Annotated in this window: 21 protein-coding genes; 15 read left to right on the forward strand and 6 right to left on the reverse strand. The window is 62.6% G+C overall.

The genetic code is table 11. The features are described from left to right. Nucleotides 1-103 precede the first annotated feature (103 nt). On the forward strand, nt 104-280 hold the full coding sequence (locus tag ACN8M7_RS24665) for a CDGSH iron-sulfur domain-containing protein (RefSeq protein WP_490262530.1): 177 nt from the start codon (nt 104-106) through the stop codon (nt 278-280). Nucleotides 281-436: 156 nt separating this feature from the next. After that, the gene (locus ACN8M7_RS24670) at nt 437-754 is read left to right on the forward strand and encodes a YqfO family protein (protein WP_061241167.1); all 318 of its coding nucleotides are present in this window, start codon (nt 437-439) and stop codon (nt 752-754) included. A gap of 45 nt (nt 755-799) precedes the next feature. Here the strand turns inward: ACN8M7_RS24670 and ACN8M7_RS24675 are convergent, their stop codons facing one another. Both ACN8M7_RS24675 and ACN8M7_RS24680 read right to left on the reverse strand, forming a co-directional pair. Next, nucleotides 800-1,303: a L,D-transpeptidase family protein gene (locus ACN8M7_RS24675; protein WP_061241168.1), complete on the reverse strand. Its 504-nt coding sequence runs from the start codon at nt 1,301-1,303 to the stop codon at nt 800-802. Between the two features lie 17 nt (nt 1,304-1,320). Beyond that, nucleotides 1,321-1,875, reverse strand: a complete 555-nt coding sequence (locus tag ACN8M7_RS24680) for an NUDIX hydrolase (RefSeq protein WP_061241169.1) — start codon at nt 1,873-1,875, stop codon at nt 1,321-1,323. A gap of 321 nt (nt 1,876-2,196) precedes the next feature. Here ACN8M7_RS24680 and ACN8M7_RS24685 point away from each other — a divergent pair, with 321 nt between their 5' ends. The 5 genes from ACN8M7_RS24685 to ACN8M7_RS24705 are packed head-to-tail and all read left to right on the forward strand — an operon-like array spanning nt 2,197 to nt 5,475. Continuing rightward, nucleotides 2,197-2,802 carry a CoA pyrophosphatase gene (locus ACN8M7_RS24685; RefSeq protein ID WP_061241170.1) on the forward strand — a complete coding sequence of 202 codons (606 nt, stop codon included), beginning with the start codon at nt 2,197-2,199 and terminating at the stop codon, nt 2,800-2,802. Between the two features lie 21 nt (nt 2,803-2,823). Then, nucleotides 2,824-3,351, forward strand: coding sequence for a gamma carbonic anhydrase family protein (locus ACN8M7_RS24690; RefSeq protein ID WP_490262498.1), 528 nt, complete (start codon nt 2,824-2,826; stop codon nt 3,349-3,351). Continuing rightward, nucleotides 3,344-3,541 (forward strand): DUF1289 domain-containing protein, encoded by a 198-nt coding sequence (locus tag ACN8M7_RS24695; RefSeq protein ID WP_061241172.1) that lies wholly within the window; start codon nt 3,344-3,346, stop codon nt 3,539-3,541. The genes ACN8M7_RS24690 and ACN8M7_RS24695 overlap by 8 nt, the downstream gene beginning before the upstream one ends. 21 nt (nt 3,542-3,562) lie before the next feature. After that, nucleotides 3,563-4,744 (forward strand): formate-dependent phosphoribosylglycinamide formyltransferase, encoded by a 1,182-nt coding sequence (gene purT, locus ACN8M7_RS24700; protein WP_061241173.1) that lies wholly within the window; start codon nt 3,563-3,565, stop codon nt 4,742-4,744. Then, a complete protein-coding gene (locus ACN8M7_RS24705) occupies nt 4,741-5,475 on the forward strand; it encodes an SGNH/GDSL hydrolase family protein (protein ID WP_490262499.1) in 735 nt (244 codons plus the stop codon). Before purT ends, ACN8M7_RS24705 begins: the two co-directional genes overlap by 4 nt. Here ACN8M7_RS24705 and ACN8M7_RS24710 read toward each other — a convergent pair. Beyond that, complete coding sequence (locus ACN8M7_RS24710) at nt 5,447-6,733, reverse strand: HlyC/CorC family transporter (protein WP_061241175.1); 1,287 nt, start codon at nt 6,731-6,733, stop codon at nt 5,447-5,449. The two genes, ACN8M7_RS24705 and ACN8M7_RS24710, sit on opposite strands and share 29 nt — an antisense overlap. 10 nt (nt 6,734-6,743) lie before the next feature. Then, entirely contained in the window at nt 6,744-7,544 is an 801-nt protein-coding gene (locus ACN8M7_RS24715; protein WP_061241176.1) for a cytochrome C assembly family protein, read from the reverse strand. A 157-nt stretch (nt 7,545-7,701) separates the two neighbouring features. On the opposite strand from ACN8M7_RS24715, the gene ffh reads away from it, so the two are divergent. The 6 genes from ffh to ACN8M7_RS24745 all read left to right on the forward strand — a co-directional run bounded on the left by ffh (nt 7,702) and on the right by ACN8M7_RS24745 (nt 11,689). Then, nucleotides 7,702-9,081: a signal recognition particle protein gene (gene ffh / locus ACN8M7_RS24720; RefSeq protein WP_490262500.1), complete on the forward strand. Its 1,380-nt coding sequence runs from the start codon at nt 7,702-7,704 to the stop codon at nt 9,079-9,081. A 141-nt stretch (nt 9,082-9,222) separates the two neighbouring features. Continuing rightward, nucleotides 9,223-9,474 (forward strand): 30S ribosomal protein S16, encoded by a 252-nt coding sequence (gene rpsP / locus ACN8M7_RS24725; protein WP_021220791.1) that lies wholly within the window; start codon nt 9,223-9,225, stop codon nt 9,472-9,474. 9 nt (nt 9,475-9,483) lie between these two features. Then, the gene (gene rimM, locus ACN8M7_RS24730; RefSeq protein ID WP_061241178.1) at nt 9,484-10,020 is read left to right on the forward strand and encodes a ribosome maturation factor RimM; all 537 of its coding nucleotides are present in this window, start codon (nt 9,484-9,486) and stop codon (nt 10,018-10,020) included. 5 nt (nt 10,021-10,025) lie between these two features. Further along, nucleotides 10,026-10,769 (forward strand): tRNA (guanosine(37)-N1)-methyltransferase TrmD, encoded by a 744-nt coding sequence (trmD, locus tag ACN8M7_RS24735; protein WP_490262501.1) that lies wholly within the window; start codon nt 10,026-10,028, stop codon nt 10,767-10,769. Nucleotides 10,770-10,811: 42 nt separating this feature from the next. Further along, on the forward strand, nt 10,812-11,162 hold the full coding sequence (gene rplS / locus ACN8M7_RS24740; RefSeq protein WP_003246155.1) for a 50S ribosomal protein L19: 351 nt from the start codon (nt 10,812-10,814) through the stop codon (nt 11,160-11,162). A 113-nt stretch (nt 11,163-11,275) separates the two neighbouring features. Beyond that, nucleotides 11,276-11,689 carry an acyl-CoA thioesterase gene (locus ACN8M7_RS24745; protein WP_061241180.1) on the forward strand — a complete coding sequence of 138 codons (414 nt, stop codon included), beginning with the start codon at nt 11,276-11,278 and terminating at the stop codon, nt 11,687-11,689. Nucleotides 11,690-11,702: 13 nt separating this feature from the next. Here the strand turns inward: ACN8M7_RS24745 and ACN8M7_RS24750 are convergent, their stop codons facing one another. Next, a complete protein-coding gene (locus tag ACN8M7_RS24750) occupies nt 11,703-12,383 on the reverse strand; it encodes a cyclic di-GMP-binding domain-containing protein, MshE-related (RefSeq protein WP_061241181.1) in 681 nt (226 codons plus the stop codon). A 93-nt stretch (nt 12,384-12,476) separates the two neighbouring features. After that, nucleotides 12,477-14,318 (reverse strand): cation:proton antiporter, encoded by a 1,842-nt coding sequence (locus tag ACN8M7_RS24755; protein WP_061241182.1) that lies wholly within the window; start codon nt 14,316-14,318, stop codon nt 12,477-12,479. A gap of 255 nt (nt 14,319-14,573) precedes the next feature. Between ACN8M7_RS24755 and xerD the strand changes: the two genes are divergently transcribed. Both xerD and ACN8M7_RS24765 read left to right on the forward strand, forming a co-directional pair. Continuing rightward, entirely contained in the window at nt 14,574-15,470 is an 897-nt protein-coding gene (gene xerD, locus ACN8M7_RS24760) for a site-specific tyrosine recombinase XerD (RefSeq protein WP_490262502.1), read from the forward strand. Between the two features lie 92 nt (nt 15,471-15,562). Then, on the forward strand, nt 15,563-16,291 hold the full coding sequence (locus ACN8M7_RS24765) for a thioredoxin fold domain-containing protein (protein ID WP_490262503.1): 729 nt from the start codon (nt 15,563-15,565) through the stop codon (nt 16,289-16,291). Nucleotides 16,292-16,297: the final 6 nt, after the last annotated feature.

A 16,297-nucleotide genomic window follows, 5' to 3' on the forward strand; every position in this document is an offset into this window, starting at 1 on the left:
AGGCCCTGCGATGGCCGATGATTCCCAGCAGACCCTCCCCGAAGTTCGCCAGGTCAAACCCGGTGAAGTTCATCGCCTGTGCCGCTGCGGGCACTCACCCAAGATGCCGAACTGCACATCCGGCTGCGCCCAATCCCTGATTCTGTACCCCGAGCGCGAGCAGCGCCCGCTGCTTTGCCGCTGTAGCCGATCCGCGGATCTGCCCTACTGCGATGGCAGCCACAGCCCTCCCGTCAGTGGTCTTGCCGACAGATGGCGGCGCTTTTTCAGCGGCCGTTGAGAACGTCACGCCTGTCGACTGAGTCGAAAGCGGTGAAGCGTTTTAACGCTACGCTTGGATTTGTGCGGGCGGTCTCAAGACAAGTCCATGTCAAAATGCCATCATATTGGCGCCATGGATTGTCTGTTGTTCGGTTGCCCATCTGCGGAGAGTTTGATGTACAAACTGTGTTTCTACGTGCCGGAAGCCCATCTGGAACCGGTGAAAAAAGCGGTGTTTGCAGCGGGAGGCGGACGTATCGGTCTGTATGACAGTTGCTGCTGGCAGGTGCTGGGTGATGGCCAATTCCGTGCTCTGCAAGGTAGCCAGCCGTTCATTGGCCAGGTCGGCAGCGTCGAGCAGGTCGCCGAATGGAAAGTGGAAATGGTCGTCGCCGACGAGTTGATCCATGATGCCGTCAAGGCTCTGAAAAAGAGCCATCCCTACGAAACCCCGGCCTTCGATGTCTGGCGGTTGTCCGACCTGCAGTTTTGAGTCGATATTAAAAAGGCGCCGATGGCGCCTTTTTCAATGCAGGGCTCAGGGCCTGATTTCGATCAGTGTGCCGTCCTTGACCAGGCTCCACACCTCACGCATGTCGTCGTTCTTCATGGCGATGCAGCCCTCGGTCCAGTCCAGGGTATGGAAGAACCACTCCGGGTATTCCTCGTCCAGTGGTGTACCGTGGATCATGATCATGCCGCCCGCTGGCACGCCGGCAGCCTTGGCCTTGGCCAGATCACGGGCGTTGGGGTAGGAAATGTGCAGCGACAGTTGGTACTTGTCGCTCGGTTTGCGCCAGTCGATCCAGTAGAAGCCCTCCGGCGTACGCAGATCGCCTTCGCGCTGCTTGGCGCCACTGGGCTGTTTGCCCAGGGAAATGCGGTAGGACTTGATGGTCTTGCCGTGTTGCTGCAGGTGCAGTTTGCGCTCGGACTTGAGTACCAGCACCTTGTCCACGGTGCGGCTGCTGCTCACGGGCGTGGCGCTGGCCATGGCGTTGAAGCTGAGGATCAGGCAAAGCAGGGGCAACAACCAACGCATCGGGGACGTCCGCAGGGTCAACGGGGTGTGTAATGGGCACGCAGCGCTTCGAGAGGCTCGTTGCGTACCGGAAAGAGATTCTGCCGACGGTCGGCGAAGAAGCATTCTAAGGTACGGCCTATGGTCGGGAAAGCCAGCTCTGACCAGGGAATCTGCGATTCCTCAAACAGGCGTACTTCCAGGCTCTCTTCGCCGGCGGCGAAATCCAGGTCGACCAGCTCGGCGCGGAACAGCATGTACACCTGGCTGATATGTGGCAGGTCGAAAAGGGTATAGAGGCTGAGGTCGCGCACGCGGGCGCAGGCCTCTTCGAGCGTTTCACGGGTGGCGGCTTGCTCGGTGGTCTCGCCGTTCTCCATGAAGCCGGCCGGCAACGTCCAGTAGCCGCGGCGTGGCTCGATGGCGCGGCGGCACAGCAGCACTTGGTCGCGCCACACGGGCAGGCAGCCGGCAACGATGCGCGGGTTTTCATAGTGCACGGTGGCGCAGTGGCCACAGACATGGCGCATGCGGTTGTCACCAGCCGGGATCATGCGGCTGACCGGGTTGCCACACTGGCTGCAGAATTTCATGCCCGCTCCTCTTTTCTGGGGCTATCTTGGCGGCCGGCGTGCTGGCCGGCAAGCCCGCTAGCGGGCACCTCTAAAAACTGCCTGCGTTGACATCGCAGCGTAAAAAAACAGGCTGGAACGCCGGCCCGGTCAAATGCTCATTTACAGCCCGTGAACCCGAATGCGGGCCCAGTGCTTTTTCGCCTATTTTGCCTTGCGCTGGCTGCCTCGCCTGCGTTTCTAGGGCGCTCGAGTACGGCCAGCTTGTGCCGTCGTCGGGGGTTGGGCGGCCGGCCGCTTTCATGCCATGATGCCTGGCAAAACAAGACTCCGAGTATGCCCATGCTGGACGAGTTGCTCCACCGCGTGCGCGGCTACAGCCCGCGCCCTCTGGAGACCGAGCGCAGCTTCCCCGAGGCGGCGGTGCTGGTCCCAATTACCCGCAGTGATGAACCGGAACTGGTGCTGACCCTGCGCGCCAGCGGTTTGTCGACTCACGGTGGCGAGGTCGCCTTCCCTGGCGGCCGGCGTGATCCTGAGGACCGCGATCTGGTCGATACCGCGCTGCGTGAGGCCGAGGAAGAGATCGGCCTGCCGCCGGGCTTGGTCGAGGTGGTCGGGCCGCTCAGCAGTCTGGTTTCACGGCATGGCATTCAGGTCACGCCCTATGTCGGGGTGGTGCCCGATTACGTCGAGTACAAGGCCAACGATGCCGAGATCGCCTCGGTATTCTCGGTGCCGCTGGAGTTCTTTCGCTCCGATCCACGTGAGATGACCCATCGCATCGATTATCTCGGGCGCAGCTGGTACGTGCCGTCCTACACCTATGGCGAGTACCGCATCTGGGGCCTCACGGCGATCATGGTGGTGGAGCTGGTCAATCTGGTCTTCGACGATGCACAGATTGCCCTGCACCAGCCGCCCGAACACTTCATACACCTGCGCTGATAGCGCCGAGGACTGACGAGCATGAAATACCGCCTGGGAAGCTCCCGTGTCGACGCCCATCCCGATAGCTGGGTTGCGCCAAGCGCCGACCTGATCGGCAAGGTCCGCCTGGACGCGGGGGCCAGCGTCTGGTTCGGTGCGGTGCTGCGTGGCGACAACGAACTGATTCATATCGGTGAGAACAGCAATGTGCAGGACGGCAGCGTCATGCACACCGACATGGGCTTTCCCCTGACCTTGGGCAAGGGCGTGACCGTCGGCCACAACGTGATGATGCATGGCTGCACGGTGGACGATTACAGCCTGATCGGCATCAACGCGGTGATTCTCAACGGCGCCAAGATCGGCAAGTACTGCATCATCGGCGCCAACAGCCTGATTCCCGAGGGCAAGGTCATCCCCGATGGCAGCCTGGTGATGGGCAGCCCGGGCAAAGTGGTGCGCGAACTGACCGAGCAGCAGAAGCAGATGCTGGAGGCCAGTGCCGCGCATTACGTTCATAATGCGCAGCGCTATTCCCGTGAACTGGTACCTGATGACGATGAGTGACGTAGAAAAGCCCGTGCGTTCGCCCTGCGTGCATGTCTGCGCGCTGGATGAGCAGGACGTCTGCATCGGCTGTCAGCGTACCGCTGCCGAAATCACCCGTTGGGGCCGCATGGACAATGCCGAGCGCCGCGTGGTGCTGCAACGCTGCCTGGAGCGCGCCCGTGCTTCAGGCCTTTTAATGCCTTCCTGATTCACTGTTCGAGGAACCCTCATGCCCCGTATTGGAACCCCTTTGTCGTCCTCCGCGACCCGTGTACTGCTGTGTGGCTGCGGCGAGCTTGGCAAGGAAGTGGTGATCGAGTTGCAGCGCCTGGGCTGTGAAGTCATCGGCGTCGACCGTTACGCCAATGCGCCGGCCATGCAGGTGGCGCACCGAAGCCACGTCATCGACATGCTCGATGGGGCGGCTCTGCGTGCCGTGATCGAGAAGGAGCAGCCGCACTACATCGTGCCCGAGATCGAGGCCATCGCTACTGCCACGCTGGTCGAGCTGGAGGCCGAAGGGTTCAACGTGGTGCCCACTGCCCGTGCCGCGCAACTGACCATGAACCGCGAAGGCATTCGTCGCCTGGCAGCCGAAGAGCTGGGCTTGCCGACTTCGCCGTATCACTTCTCCGATACCTACGAGGACTACGCCGCAGCGGTGAAGTCGGTCGGTTATCCCTGCGTGGTCAAACCGATCATGAGCTCCTCCGGCAAGGGCCAGAGCGTGCTCAGAAGCGATGCCGACCTGCAGAAGTCCTGGGACTATGCCCAGGAAGGCGGCCGTGCCGGCAAGGGCCGGGTGATCGTCGAGGGCTTCATCGATTTCGATTACGAGATCACCCTGCTCACCGTGCGTCATGCCGGTGGCACCAGCTTCTGTGCGCCGATTGGTCATCGTCAGGAAGGCGGCGACTATCAGGAGTCCTGGCAGCCGCAGCCTATGAGTCCGAAGGCGCTGGCCGAGTCCGAGCGCGTGGCGCTGGCGGTGACCGAGGCGCTCGGTGGTCGTGGCCTGTTCGGCGTCGAGCTGTTCGTCAAGGGCGATCAGGTGTGGTTCAGCGAAGTCTCGCCGCGCCCGCACGACACGGGGCTGGTGACGCTGATCTCCCAGGAGCTGTCCGAGTTCGCCCTGCATGCCCGTGCCATTCTCGGCCTGCCGATCCCGGTGATTCGTCAGATGGGGCCGTCGGCTTCGGCGGTGATCCTGGTCGAGGGCAACTCGCAGCAGGCCAGTTTCGCCAATCTCGGCGCTGCGCTGAGCGAGGAGGACACGGCGCTGCGTCTGTTCGGCAAGCCTGAAGTCAAAGGTCAGCGCCGCATGGGCGTGGCACTGGCGCGCGATGAGTCCATCGAGGCCGCTCGTGCCAAGGCGCTGCGCAGCGCACAAGCGGTACGCGTCCAGTTGTGAGCCGGCATGCGCTGTGGTGGCTGGCGACCTTGCCATTGCTGCCACTGGCGCTGCCGTTGGCCCTGCATACCCGGCGCACCGCTCTGCGCCTGCCGGTTGCCGAGGGTGAACCCTGCGGTATCGCCGCTGCGCATTTTCCGGGGCAGCCCTTGCGCCTGTTGCTGATTGGTGAGTCGACCGTGGCGGGCGTCGGGGTCAGTCACGTCGAGCAGTCACTGGCGAGTTGCCTGGCCGCAGCCCTGGCCGAGCGCCTGCTGCGACCGGTGCGCTGGCGTGCGTGCGGCGAGAACGGCATCACCGCGTCTCAGGCCCATGAGCGCCTGCTGCCGTTGGCGTTGGCAGAGCCGGCCGACCTGGCGCTGCTGGTCTTCGGTGTCAATGACATCACTCATCTCACGCCGAGCGAGCGCTGGCAGCAGGCCCTTGCCGGCATGGCGGATGCGTTGGGCGAGCGGGGCTGTCGCGTGGTCTTCAGCGGCGTGCCGCCCCTGCAGCATTTCACTGCCTTGCCCTGGTTGCTGCGACAGTTGATGGGCTGGCGGGCCAGTCTGCTGGATGCTGAACTGCAGGGCCTGGCGCAGCGCCTTGGGGCGTTGCATTGCCGGCTGGACCTGCCGTTCGAGGCGCATTACCTGGCCGAGGATGGCTACCACCCGTCGGCATTGGGTTACCGGCAGTGGGCCAATGGCCTGGCCGAACGCCTCACTCCGTTGCTGTTGTGTCCGGCTTGACCTTTTTCACCTGCCATACGCGCACGCTCTTCACCCGGTTATCCGCTGCCTGGAGAATTTCCAGGCGATAGGGGCCAATCTTCAGGCACACGCTGCTATCAGGGATGCTCTCCAGCGCTTCGGTGATCAGGCCGTTGAGGGTCTTGGGGCCGTCGCTGGGCAGATGCCAGCCGAGCGTCTTGTTCACTTCGCGAATGTAGGCGGCGCCGTCGATGACCAGCGTGCCGTCTTCCTGCGGGTGGATGTCGGGGCTGCGCAGGCTGTCCTGATTGCTGAAATCGCCGACGATCTCTTCGAGAATGTCTTCCAGGGTGACGATGCCGATCACGTCGCCATACTCGTCGACGACGATGCCGATGCGTCGTTTCTGCTTCTGGAAGTTAATCAGCTGGGTCGCCAGGGGCGTGTTTTCCGGAATGAAATAGGGTTCGTTGCAGGCGGCCAGCAACGCTTCCTTGGTCAGCTGGTTATGCGTCAGCAGACGGGCGATCTGGCGCATGTGCACCACGCCCTCGATCTGGTTGATGTCGCCACGAAATACCGGCAGGCGTGTGTGCGGCGTGCTGCGCAACTGGCCAACGATGGTTTCCAGATCGTCTTCGAGGTCGATACCGGCCACTTCGTTGCGCGGGATCATGATGTCATCGACCGTGACGCGCTCCAGGTCGAGGATGCCCAGCAGCATGTTCTGGCGGTTCAGCGGCAGGTCCGAGCCGGACTCGCGCACCACGCTGCGCAGCTCCTCGGTGGACAGGCTGTCGCTGGCGCGTTGCGAGGGGTCGACGCCGAGCAGGCGCAGCAGGCCGTTGCTGATCGCGCCGGTCAGCCACACCACCGGATAGAGCACGCGCTGCAACAGGCTCAGCACGCGGCTGGCCGGAAAGGCCACCAGCTCAGGGCGCAGGGCAGCCAGGGTCTTGGGCGTGATTTCGCCGAAGATCAGCACGACGATGGTCAGGCCAGCCGTTGCGATGGCGATGCCGGCTTCGCCCCACATGTCCACGGCCAGCACGGTGGCGATGGAGGCCGCAAGGATGTTCACCACGTTGTTGCCAACCAGAATGGTGCCGAGCAGGCGGTCCGGGCGGTCGAGCAGGCGGGTGACGCGCTTGGCGCCGCTGTGCCCTTCCTTGGCCAGATGCTTGAGCCGATAGCGGTTGAGGCTGAGCATGCCCGTCTCGGAGCTGGAGAAGAACGCCGAGCAGAGAATCAGGAAAATCAGCAGGCCGAGCAGGTAGCTCGAATGAAGTTCGTCCACGACGTCTGCCTCAGATGTGCAGGATGAATTCGCGCACCAGCTTGCTGCCGAAATAGGCCAGCATCAGCAGGCAGAACCCGGCGAGGGTCCAGCGAATGGCCTTGTGACCGCGCCAGCCGAGCTGGTGGCGACCCCACAGCAGAACGGCGAACACCACCCAGGCGAAGCAGGAAAGGATGGTCTTGTGCGCCAGGTGCTGGGCGAACAGGTCATCGATGTACAGCGCGCCGGACAGCAGTGACAGCGACAGCAGCAGCCAGCCGGCGAAGAGGAAGCCGAACAGCAGGCTTTCCATGGTTTGCAGGGGCGGGAAGTTGCGGATCAGCCCGGACGGGTGCTTGTGCTTGAGCTGATGGTCTTGCAGCAGCAACAGAATCGACTGGAACACGGCGATGGTGAGCATGCCGTAAGCCATGATCGAGAACAGGATGTGGGCCAGGATGCCGGGGTGCTCGTCGATCGGATTGATGGTGCCGCTGGGCATGAACTCCGCCGCCAGCACCGTCAGCGTGCCGAGCGGGAAGAGCAGCAGCAGGAGGTTTTCCACCGGGATGCGCAGGCAGGCCAGCAGGATCAGGCCGATGACCGCCCAGGCGATCAGGCTGGCTGCGTTGAAGAAGTCCAGGTTGAGGCCGTGCACGTCATACAGCTGGTAGAAGAGGCTGATGCCATGCAGGCACAAGGCGAGCACGCCTAGCGACGCCAGTAGGCGTTTGTCGGGGATGCTGCGCTGCGTCAGGCGCAGACCTTGGTAAGCGGCGGCGCCGGCATAGAGGAGGGCGGCGGCGAGACTGGGCAACAGAGGGTGCATAAATCCGTGTAAGGCGAGCCCGAAAGGCGCTGAGTGTGGCACAGATGGGCGTCAGCACGAAAGACTGCCAGCGGTGTCGGCAACTCGGCGAGTTCGCTATAATCCGCCGCCTGTCGCACACCCGGCGCGCCGGGTCGCCCCTATCGAAGGAACGCGCATGTTCGAAAATCTTACCGATCGCCTGTCCCAGACGCTGCGTAACGTCACGGGCAAGGCCAAGCTGACCGAAGACAACATCAAGGATACGCTGCGCGAAGTGCGCATGGCCCTGCTCGAGGCCGACGTGGCCCTGCCAGTGGTCAAGGACTTCGTCGGCAAGGTCAAGGAGCGTGCCGTTGGTACCGAAGTCTCCAAGAGCCTGACTCCAGGCCAGGCCTTCGTGAAGATCGTTCGCGCCGAGCTGGAAGAGCTGATGGGCGCGGCCAACGAAGATCTGGCACTAAACGCCGCACCGCCTGCCGTGGTGCTGATGGCGGGTCTGCAGGGCGCGGGTAAGACCACTACCGCCGGCAAACTGGCCAAGTTCCTCAAGGAGCGCAAGAAGAAGTCGGTGTTGCTGGTGTCTGCCGACGTCTACCGGCCGGCGGCGATCAAACAGCTGGAAACGCTAGCGGGCGATCTGGGCGTCACCTTCTTCCCTTCCGATGCCAGTCAGAAGCCTGTGGATATTGCCACTGCGGCGATCCGTGAGGCCAAGCTGAAGTTCATCGATGTAGTTATCCTCGATACCGCCGGTCGCCTGGCCGTGGACGCCGAGATGATGGCCGAGATTCAGGCGCTGCACGCGGCGGTCAAGCCGGTCGAGACCCTGTTCGTGGTCGACGCCATGACCGGCCAGGATGCCGCCAACACGGCCAAGGCGTTCGGCGAGGCGCTGCCGCTGACCGGTGTGGTGCTGACCAAGGTCGATGGTGACGCCCGTGGCGGCGCCGCGCTGTCGGTGCGTCATATCACCGGCAAGCCGATCAAGTTCATCGGTATGGGCGAGAAGAGCGATGCGCTCGAGCCCTTCCATCCGGATCGTATCGCTTCGCGCATCCTCGGCATGGGCGATGTGCTCAGTCTGATCGAGCAGGCCGAGCAGACCCTCGATCGTGAAAAGGCCGAGAAACTCACCAAGAAGCTGAAGAAGGGCAAGGGCTTCGATCTCGAAGACTTCCGTGATCAGCTGCAGCAAATGAAGAGCATGGGTGGTCTCGGCGGCCTGATGGACAAACTGCCGTCCATCGGTGGCGTCAACCTGTCGCAGATGGGCAGCGCCCAGGGTGCAGCCGAGAAACAGTTCAAGCAGATGGAGGCGATCATCAACTCGATGACGCCTGCCGAGCGTCGCGACCCGGAGATCATCAGCGGCTCGCGCAAGCGCCGCATCGCTCTCGGTTCCGGCACCCAGGTGCAGGACATCGGACGGCTGATCAAGCAGCACAAGCAGATGCAGAAGATGATGAAGAAATTCACCGCCAAGGGCGGCATGGCCAAGATGATGCGCGGCATGGGTGGCATGCTTCCGGGCGGCGGCGGAATGCCGAAATTCTGAGGTCTGCGCCCCGGTCGATGGCCGGGAGGAAAAAGAGATTTGCAAACCGCCGCATAATCCTTAAAATATGCGGCCTTTCGGGCCTAGGCCCATTTTTGATGTGTGCCTCAAGTTAGCACCGACTACAGGAACGATGTTCTCATGGTAACTATTCGTCTCGCTCGCGGCGGCTCCAAAAAGCGCCCCTTCTACCACCTGACCGTGACCAACAGCCGCAATGCGCGCGACGGTCGCTTCGTAGAGCGTATCGGTTTCTTCAACCCGGTCGCTTCGGGTGCTGAAGTCAAGCTGTCCGTGAACCAAGAGCGTGCCACCTACTGGCTGAGCCAGGGTGCGCAGCCGTCTGAGCGCGTTGCTCAGCTGCTCAAGGAAGCTGCCAAGGCTGCTGCCTAAGCATCTTTTATGAGTACGACGCCGGCCGTCGCCGAGGATTTGATCGTTCTCGGCAAGATTGTTTCGGTGCACGGCGTCAAGGGCGAAGTGAAGGTGTATTCCTTTACCGATCCCATCGATAACGTGCTCGATTACCAAAGCTGGACGCTCAAGCGTGACGGTGAGGTAAAGAAAGTGGAATTGGCCAGCGGCCGCCTGCAGGGCAAGGTGCTGGTTGCCAAGTTGAAAGGTCTGGATGATCGCGAAATTGCGCGTACTTACGCCGGTTTCGAGATTTGCGTGCCGCGTAGCGAGCTGCCAGATCTGGAAGACGGCGAGTTCTACTGGTACCAGTTGCAGGGCTTGAAGGTCATCGATCAGGCGGAGCAGTTGCTCGGTGTGGTTGACCATCTGTTCGAGACCGGTGCCAATGATGTGATGGTGGTCAAACCCTGCGCGGGTAGCCTGGATGATCGCGAGCGCCTGTTGCCCTATACGGAGCAATGCGTACTTTCGATCGATCTGGCAGCCGGCGAGATGCGGGTCGACTGGGATGCGGATTTCTAAGGCTCATGCGCGTAGAAGTCATCACCCTGTTCCCGGAAATGTTTGCCGCCATCGGCGAGTACGGCATCACCAGTCGTGCGGTCAAGCAGGAGCTGCTCAAGCTCAATTGCTGGAATCCGCGGGACTACACCACGGATCGCCACCATACGGTGGATGACCGCCCTTTCGGCGGTGGCCCGGGGATGGTGATGAAGATCAAGCCTCTCGAGGACGCCCTGGCCAGTGCCAGGCAGGCCGCGGGAGAGACGGCGAAGGTGATTTACCTGTCGCCGCAGGGGCGTCGCCTGAATCAGGCAGCGGTCCGCGAGCTGGCGCAGGAGGATGCATTGATCCTGATCGCCGGTCGTTATGAAGGTATCGACGAGCGTTTCATTGAAACGCATGTCGACGAGGAATGGTCGATTGGTGACTACGTCCTGTCCGGCGGTGAGCTGCCGGCCATGGTACTGATCGATGCGGTGACGCGCCTTTTGCCTGGTGCATTGGGTCATGCCGATTCGGCCGAGGAGGATTCCTTTACGGATGGCCTGCTCGACTGCCCGCACTACACCCGCCCGGAGGTGTATGCGGATAAACGTGTTCCTGAAGTGTTGCTTAGTGGCAACCACGAACACATCCGGCGCTGGCGTTTGCAGCAGTCCCTTGGTCGGACCTGGCAACGCCGCGCTGATCTTCTGGATAGCCGCTCGCTTTCTGGAGAAGAGAAGAGGCTGCTGGAGGAATACATCCGCCAGCGGGACGATAGTTAACGTATCGATGGCAGGCCGGGAGGCTTGTCTTAGGAGCGCAGCATGACCAACAAGATTATCCAGATGCTCGAAGCTGAGCAGATGAACAAAGAAATCCCGACTTTCGCACCGGGCGACACCGTTGTCGTGCAAGTGAAAGTGAAGGAAGGCGACCGTCAGCGTCTGCAGGCCTTCGAAGGCGTCGTGATCGCCAAGCGTAACCGCGGCCTGAACAGCGCCTTCACCGTGCGCAAGATCTCCAGCGGTGTTGGTGTTGAGCGTACCTTCCAGACCTACTCGCCGCTGGTCGACAGCCTGAGCGTCAAGCGTCGCGGTGACGTGCGCAAAGCCAAGCTGTACTACCTCCGCGATCTGTCCGGCAAAGCCGCACGCATCAAGGAAAAGCTGTCCTAAGTTCGGACGCTTCTCAAGAAAAAAGCAGCCTGCGGGCTGCTTTTTTCGTTTCTGGGCCGCGTTGACCGACGGGTTTCGCGGTCAGCTCCATCCATCGAATGAGCAGTCGTGGCATGACCTTGAGAGAGCAAGAAATTCAGCGGCGCACTGCGCTGTCGGAGACCCGCGTGACCAAGGCGGTATTTCCGCCAACCACCAATCATCACAACACGTTGTTCGGCGGCACGGCGCTGGCCTGGATGGACGAGGTGTCGTTCATCGCCGCCACGCGTTTCTGTCGTTTGCCGTTGGTGACGGTGTCCAGTGATCGTATCGATTTCAAGCATGCGATACCGGCGGGCTCCATCGTCGAGTTGGTCGGCCGGGTGATCAAGGTTGGCAATACCAGCCTCAAGGTGGAGGTCGAGGTGTTCGTCGAGGGCCTGTATCAGGAGGGGCGCGAGCGGGCGATCAGTGGCAGTTTCAGCTTCGTCGCCGTCGATGACCAGCAAAAGCCCGTGCCGGTATTGCCGGGCTTCGCTCACTAGGCCGTCATCGCGGTCAGGGGCGCAGGCTGATTTTCAGGCTGGCCTGTGACAGGTCGATATTGTGCAGGCTCAGGCTGCCGAAACTCTGGCTGGTCGGGGCGTCCTTGACGCGGATGTTGTCGAAGCGCAGTTCGCCGATGGAGCTGGGCAGGTTGACGTTGAACGAGCCATCGTCGTTCAGTGTCGAGCGCAGCTTGCTGGTGTCGTAGCGCACGTCGCGCAGGCTGGTTTCAGCGTCCAGGTTGTCGAGTACCGGCATCACCAGCTTGGCCAGTTGCTTGACCGTGCCCAGGTCGTCACCGCTTTCCGCGCGCAGCAGCAAACCTTGCAGTGCTTCGTCGAGGCCTTGGGCGCTGACCGCGCTCATCTCGCTGTCGCTCAGCGACTGCATGCCGCGCGGCGTTTCATCCTGGCTGATGGTGCTGGGGGGCTGCAGTCGCTGAATGTCGGCGCTGGCCATTTGAAACGGCGTCATCAGCGCTGCCACCAGGGTGGCGGCCAGGCGCAGATTGCTCTGCTTCTTCAGTGCCTTGCTCAGTTGTTTCTGGGTCAGCAGTCCCTGCTCCACCAGAACTTCACCGAGCCGCTTGTGGCTGGTCAGTTGGGCCTTGATGGCAGCATCCAGCTGCGTGGCGCTAATCAGTCCCTTGTTGATCAGAATCTGGCCGAGTCGCGAGTTGACGTGTTGGGACATGAGAAGCTACCGGGAAGGTGATGGCATGGTGAAATCATCGTTCCGCCCGGCCTGCCTGTCACCCAACCAAAGATAGGCTGGCCGCGCGAATCGTCATGTGGCTGCGGGTTCTTGCTGCACAGTGCTCTCGGTCGTTGTTTCTTCTGTTTCGATTAGTGCCATCAGCGTCCAGCCTGTGCCGGGTGTGAAGGTCAGGGGTTGCGTGGCGATATGCAGCCAGCCATTGGGCGCGCGGGCCAGCAGCAGGGTCGCGCGTTTGCCGTACAGCGCGTTGTAGGCGTTCCAGTCGAAGGTCTCGGTGAGGGTGGTACTGCGTACTTCGTCGCCACGTGCCAGGCGGCTGGCGAACTGCGGATAGCTCAAGGCCTGGCCGCCCAGCGCCAGGCCGCGCACCTCGTCACTGCTGCGGTGCTTGTCGCTGCGTCGTCCGTCGGCGCTGGTGGGCAAGGTAAAGCGCCGGTTGCTGGGGAAGTCGTGACGGTAGTGCATGCAGGCCAATGCGTTGAGTTCTGCCGAGGGCGCCAGTGCCAGCAGGTGACCCAGGCCGACCAGGTCCAGGTGTGCTTCGGCATGCTGCGAGGTTGGATTGCCAAAGTAGGTGGGTAAGCCGGACATGCGCGCCGCGCGAATATTCTCCCAGCTGGAGTCGGTCAGCAGGACCTGGCTACCCAGGCCCTGGATGGCCTTGCCTATCGCTCGCGCGACCGGGTTGGCGCCGACGATCAGAAAGCCGCTGGGAGAGGGCTCGGCGACCTTGAGCAGGCGCGCCAGTGGGCGTGCGGTTGCGCTCTGCAGGACCACGGTGCCAATGATCACCAGAAATGTGAGCGGCACCAGCAGTTGCGCCTGCTCATTGCCCTGTTGCTCCAGGCGCAAAGCGAAGATCGCCGAGACCGCAGCGGCGACGATGCCGCGCGGTGCGATCCAGGCCAGCAGCGCGCGTTCGCGCCAGTTGAGGCTGGAGCCCAGGGTGCAGACGGCGATATTCAGTGGGCGCGCGACCAGCTGGATGACCGCGAGCAGGGCCAGCGTTGCCGGGCCCAGCGCCAGCAGCGCCTGCAGGTCGAGGCGGGCGGCGAGGATGATGAACAGGCCGGAGATCAGCAGCACGCTGAGGTTCTCCTTGAAGTGCAGGATCGGCCTGATGTCCACGCCGCGCATGTTGGCCAGCCACATGCCCATGACCGTCACGGCCAGCAGGCCGGACTCGTGCACCATCAGGTTGGCGGCGATGAATATGCCCAGTACTGCAGCGAGGGAGGCGAAGTTGTGCAGGTATTCCGGCAGCCAGCGCCGCCGCAGGACGACGCCGAAGGCCCAGCCGGCAGCCGCGCCGAGCAGGCTGCCGCAGGCGATCACCGCGGCGAAGGTGCTCAGGCTCTCGCTCAGGGCGTTGCCTTCTGCGTAGCTGACGATGAAGGCAAAGGTCACCACGGCCAGCAGGGCGCCGATGGGGTCGATGACGATGCCCTCCCAGCGCAGGATGTTCGCCACTGCCGAGGTGGGGCGCACCACGCGTAGCATCGGGGCGATCACCGTCGGGCCGGTCACCAGGGTCAGGGTGCCGAACAGCAGTGCCAGGTCCCAGGAAAACCCCAGCAGGTAATGACTGGCGATGCTGATCACCGCCCAGGTCAGCAGTGCGCCGATGGTCACCAGGCGATGCACGACCTTGCCGATCTCGCGCCACTCGGAGAGGTGCAGGGTCAGACTGCCTTCGAACAGGATCAGCGCCACGGCCAGCGAGATGAACGGAAACAGCAGTGGGCCGAACAGCTCCTGCGGATCGAGCACGCCCAGCAGGGGCCCGGCGAGAATGCCGCCGAACAGCAGGAACAGGATGGCCGGCAGGCGCAGGCGCCAGGCCAGCCATTGACTGGCCAGGGCCAGCAGGCCGATGCCGCCCAGGCTCAGCAGGATGTGTGTCTCGCTCATCGGATCTCCCTATCGAGCATTTCTGGCAACTGGCTGTGGTGCCATTGCCGCGTTGAAGGCGAGCGCCTGTATGAGTCAGATGGCATGCCCGATAAACTTCGCTTCTCGCCTGCTTGATTCGCTGGCGCTGACCCTTCGGGCGTTACTCCCGTTGGTCGTTGTGTCTTGCTCTGGCGGCCCCGTCTGCGTTTTTCAGTTGCCCTGTCGCGGTGGGGCTGTGGAACACTGGCGCTCATCTTTCTTCGTGGACTCTCGATGGCAACGTTAACTCATCCTCTGATCGAGCGCTTCCTCGAAGCCTTGTGGTTGGAGAAGGGGCTCTCCGCTCACACCCAGGCCGCCTATCGCAGTGATCTGGAGCACTTCAATGCCTGGCTCGATGTGCGCGGGCTGGAGCTGCCGCATATCGGTCGTGACGCCATCCTCGATCACCTGGCCTGGCGTCTGGAGCAGGGCTATCAGGCGCGCTCCACCGCACGTTTTCTTTCGGGGCTGCGCGGTTTCTATCGGTTTCTGCTGCGTGAAACGCTGATCGGCGAAGACCCGACCTTGCAGATCGATTTGCCACAGATAGGTAGGCCACTGCCCAAATCGCTGTCCGAGGCGGACGTCGAAGCGCTACTGCAGGCGCCGGACCTGGATGACCCCATTGGCCTGCGCGATCGCGCCATGCTCGAGGTGCTCTATGCCTGCGGTTTGCGCGTCAGTGAGCTGGTCGGGCTGACGCTGGAGCAGGTCAACCTGCGCCAGGGCGTGCTCCGGGTCTTCGGCAAGGGCAGCAAGGAGCGTCTGGTGCCGCTGGGCGAAGAGGCGATTGCCTGGATCGAGCGCTACATGCGCGAGGCGCGCCCGTTGTTGCTGGGGGGCAAGCCCAGTGATGTGCTGTTTCCCAGTCTGCGCGGCGAGCAGATGACCCGGCAGACCTTCTGGCATCGCATCAAGCACCAGGCGCAGGTCGCGGGAATCAGCAAGTCGTTGTCACCGCACACGTTGCGCCATGCCTTCGCCACCCACCTGCTCAATCACGGCGCCGACCTGCGTGTCGTGCAGATGCTGCTGGGGCATAGCGACCTTTCTACCACGCAGATCTACACCCATATCGCGCGTGCCCGATTGCAAGAGTTGCATGCCAAGCACCACCCGCGCGGCTGAGGGCGCCGTCTGGTCGTCCAGGCGCTGCCGGTCGGGTCATCTGTGGTAGGCTGTAGCGATTTTCACTGGTCCGTCGTTCGACAGGAGTGTTCATGTCCCTGCCCCGTATTTCCATTGCTCTGGCGCTCGCGCTGGGCAGTAGCGTCACCCTGGCTGCCGACCCTGATCAGGTCATTCGGCAGTCGCTCAAGTCGCTCGACGCCAACCTGCCGATCGAGGCCATTGCCGAGAGTCCGATGACGGGTATTTACCAGGTGCAGCTCGAAGGTGGTCGTCAGCTCTACACCAGCGCTGACGGTCAGTTCCTGATCCAGGGCTATCTGTTTCAGGTCAAGGACGGCAAGGCCGTCAACCTGACCGAGATCGAGGAAAGCCGTGCGGTGGCGCAGCAGATCAATGCCATTCCGGCCAAGGAAATGGTGGTGTTCGCGCCGAAGGATCCGAAGACCCACATCACCGTGTTCACCGATACCGACTGCGGCTACTGCCAGAAACTGCACAGCGAGGTGCCCGAGCTCAACCGCCTGGGCGTCGAAGTGCGTTACGTGGCCTTCCCGCGTCAGGGCATGAACAGCCCGGCAGCCAAGGAGCTGGCCAGCGTCTGGTGCAGCAAGGATCGCCAGGCGGCGATGAATCTTGCCAAGACTCGCCAGCCAGTGCCGGAAGCGACCTGCGACAACCCGGTGGCCAAGCAATACCAGCTCGGCCAGATGATCGGGGTCAACGGCACGCCGGCCATCGTCCTGGCCAACGGCAAGATGATTCCGGGCTATCAGCCGGCGCCGCAGTTGGCCAAGATTGCGCTGGAGTCGAACGACTGACGGTGG

Source organism: Pseudomonas spartinae (assembly GCF_965197125.1).
GTDB classification, from domain to species: domain Bacteria; phylum Pseudomonadota; class Gammaproteobacteria; order Pseudomonadales; family Pseudomonadaceae; genus Aquipseudomonas; species Aquipseudomonas composti_A.

Bases quoted from the DNA above. Each gene is read 5' to 3' on its own strand.
- xerD (WP_490262502.1), top strand. From the start codon at position 14,574: ATGGCAACGTTAACTCATCCTCTGATCGAGCGCTTCCTCGAAGCCTTG.
- ACN8M7_RS24690 (WP_490262498.1), top strand. From the start codon at position 2,824: ATGAAATACCGCCTGGGAAGCTCCCGTGTCGACGCCCATCCCGATAGC.
- ACN8M7_RS24680 (WP_061241169.1), bottom strand. From the start codon at position 1,875: ATGAAATTCTGCAGCCAGTGTGGCAACCCGGTCAGCCGCATGATCCCG.
- ACN8M7_RS24750 (WP_061241181.1), bottom strand. From the start codon at position 12,383: ATGTCCCAACACGTCAACTCGCGACTCGGCCAGATTCTGATCAACAAG.
- ffh (WP_490262500.1), top strand. From the start codon at position 7,702: ATGTTCGAAAATCTTACCGATCGCCTGTCCCAGACGCTGCGTAACGTC.
- ACN8M7_RS24670 (WP_061241167.1), top strand. From the start codon at position 437: ATGTACAAACTGTGTTTCTACGTGCCGGAAGCCCATCTGGAACCGGTG.
- ACN8M7_RS24685 (WP_061241170.1), top strand. From the start codon at position 2,197: ATGCTGGACGAGTTGCTCCACCGCGTGCGCGGCTACAGCCCGCGCCCT.
- ACN8M7_RS24695 (WP_061241172.1), top strand. From the start codon at position 3,344: ATGAGTGACGTAGAAAAGCCCGTGCGTTCGCCCTGCGTGCATGTCTGC.
- purT (WP_061241173.1), top strand. From the start codon at position 3,563: ATGCCCCGTATTGGAACCCCTTTGTCGTCCTCCGCGACCCGTGTACTG.
- rplS (WP_003246155.1), top strand. From the start codon at position 10,812: ATGACCAACAAGATTATCCAGATGCTCGAAGCTGAGCAGATGAACAAA.
- ACN8M7_RS24745 (WP_061241180.1), top strand. From the start codon at position 11,276: ATGACCTTGAGAGAGCAAGAAATTCAGCGGCGCACTGCGCTGTCGGAG.
- rpsP (WP_021220791.1), top strand. From the start codon at position 9,223: ATGGTAACTATTCGTCTCGCTCGCGGCGGCTCCAAAAAGCGCCCCTTC.
- ACN8M7_RS24765 (WP_490262503.1), top strand. From the start codon at position 15,563: ATGTCCCTGCCCCGTATTTCCATTGCTCTGGCGCTCGCGCTGGGCAGT.
- rimM (WP_061241178.1), top strand. From the start codon at position 9,484: ATGAGTACGACGCCGGCCGTCGCCGAGGATTTGATCGTTCTCGGCAAG.
- ACN8M7_RS24665 (WP_490262530.1), top strand. From the start codon at position 104: ATGCCGAACTGCACATCCGGCTGCGCCCAATCCCTGATTCTGTACCCC.
- ACN8M7_RS24715 (WP_061241176.1), bottom strand. From the start codon at position 7,544: ATGCACCCTCTGTTGCCCAGTCTCGCCGCCGCCCTCCTCTATGCCGGC.
- trmD (WP_490262501.1), top strand. From the start codon at position 10,026: ATGCGCGTAGAAGTCATCACCCTGTTCCCGGAAATGTTTGCCGCCATC.
- ACN8M7_RS24755 (WP_061241182.1), bottom strand. From the start codon at position 14,318: ATGAGCGAGACACACATCCTGCTGAGCCTGGGCGGCATCGGCCTGCTG.
- ACN8M7_RS24675 (WP_061241168.1), bottom strand. From the start codon at position 1,303: ATGCGTTGGTTGTTGCCCCTGCTTTGCCTGATCCTCAGCTTCAACGCC.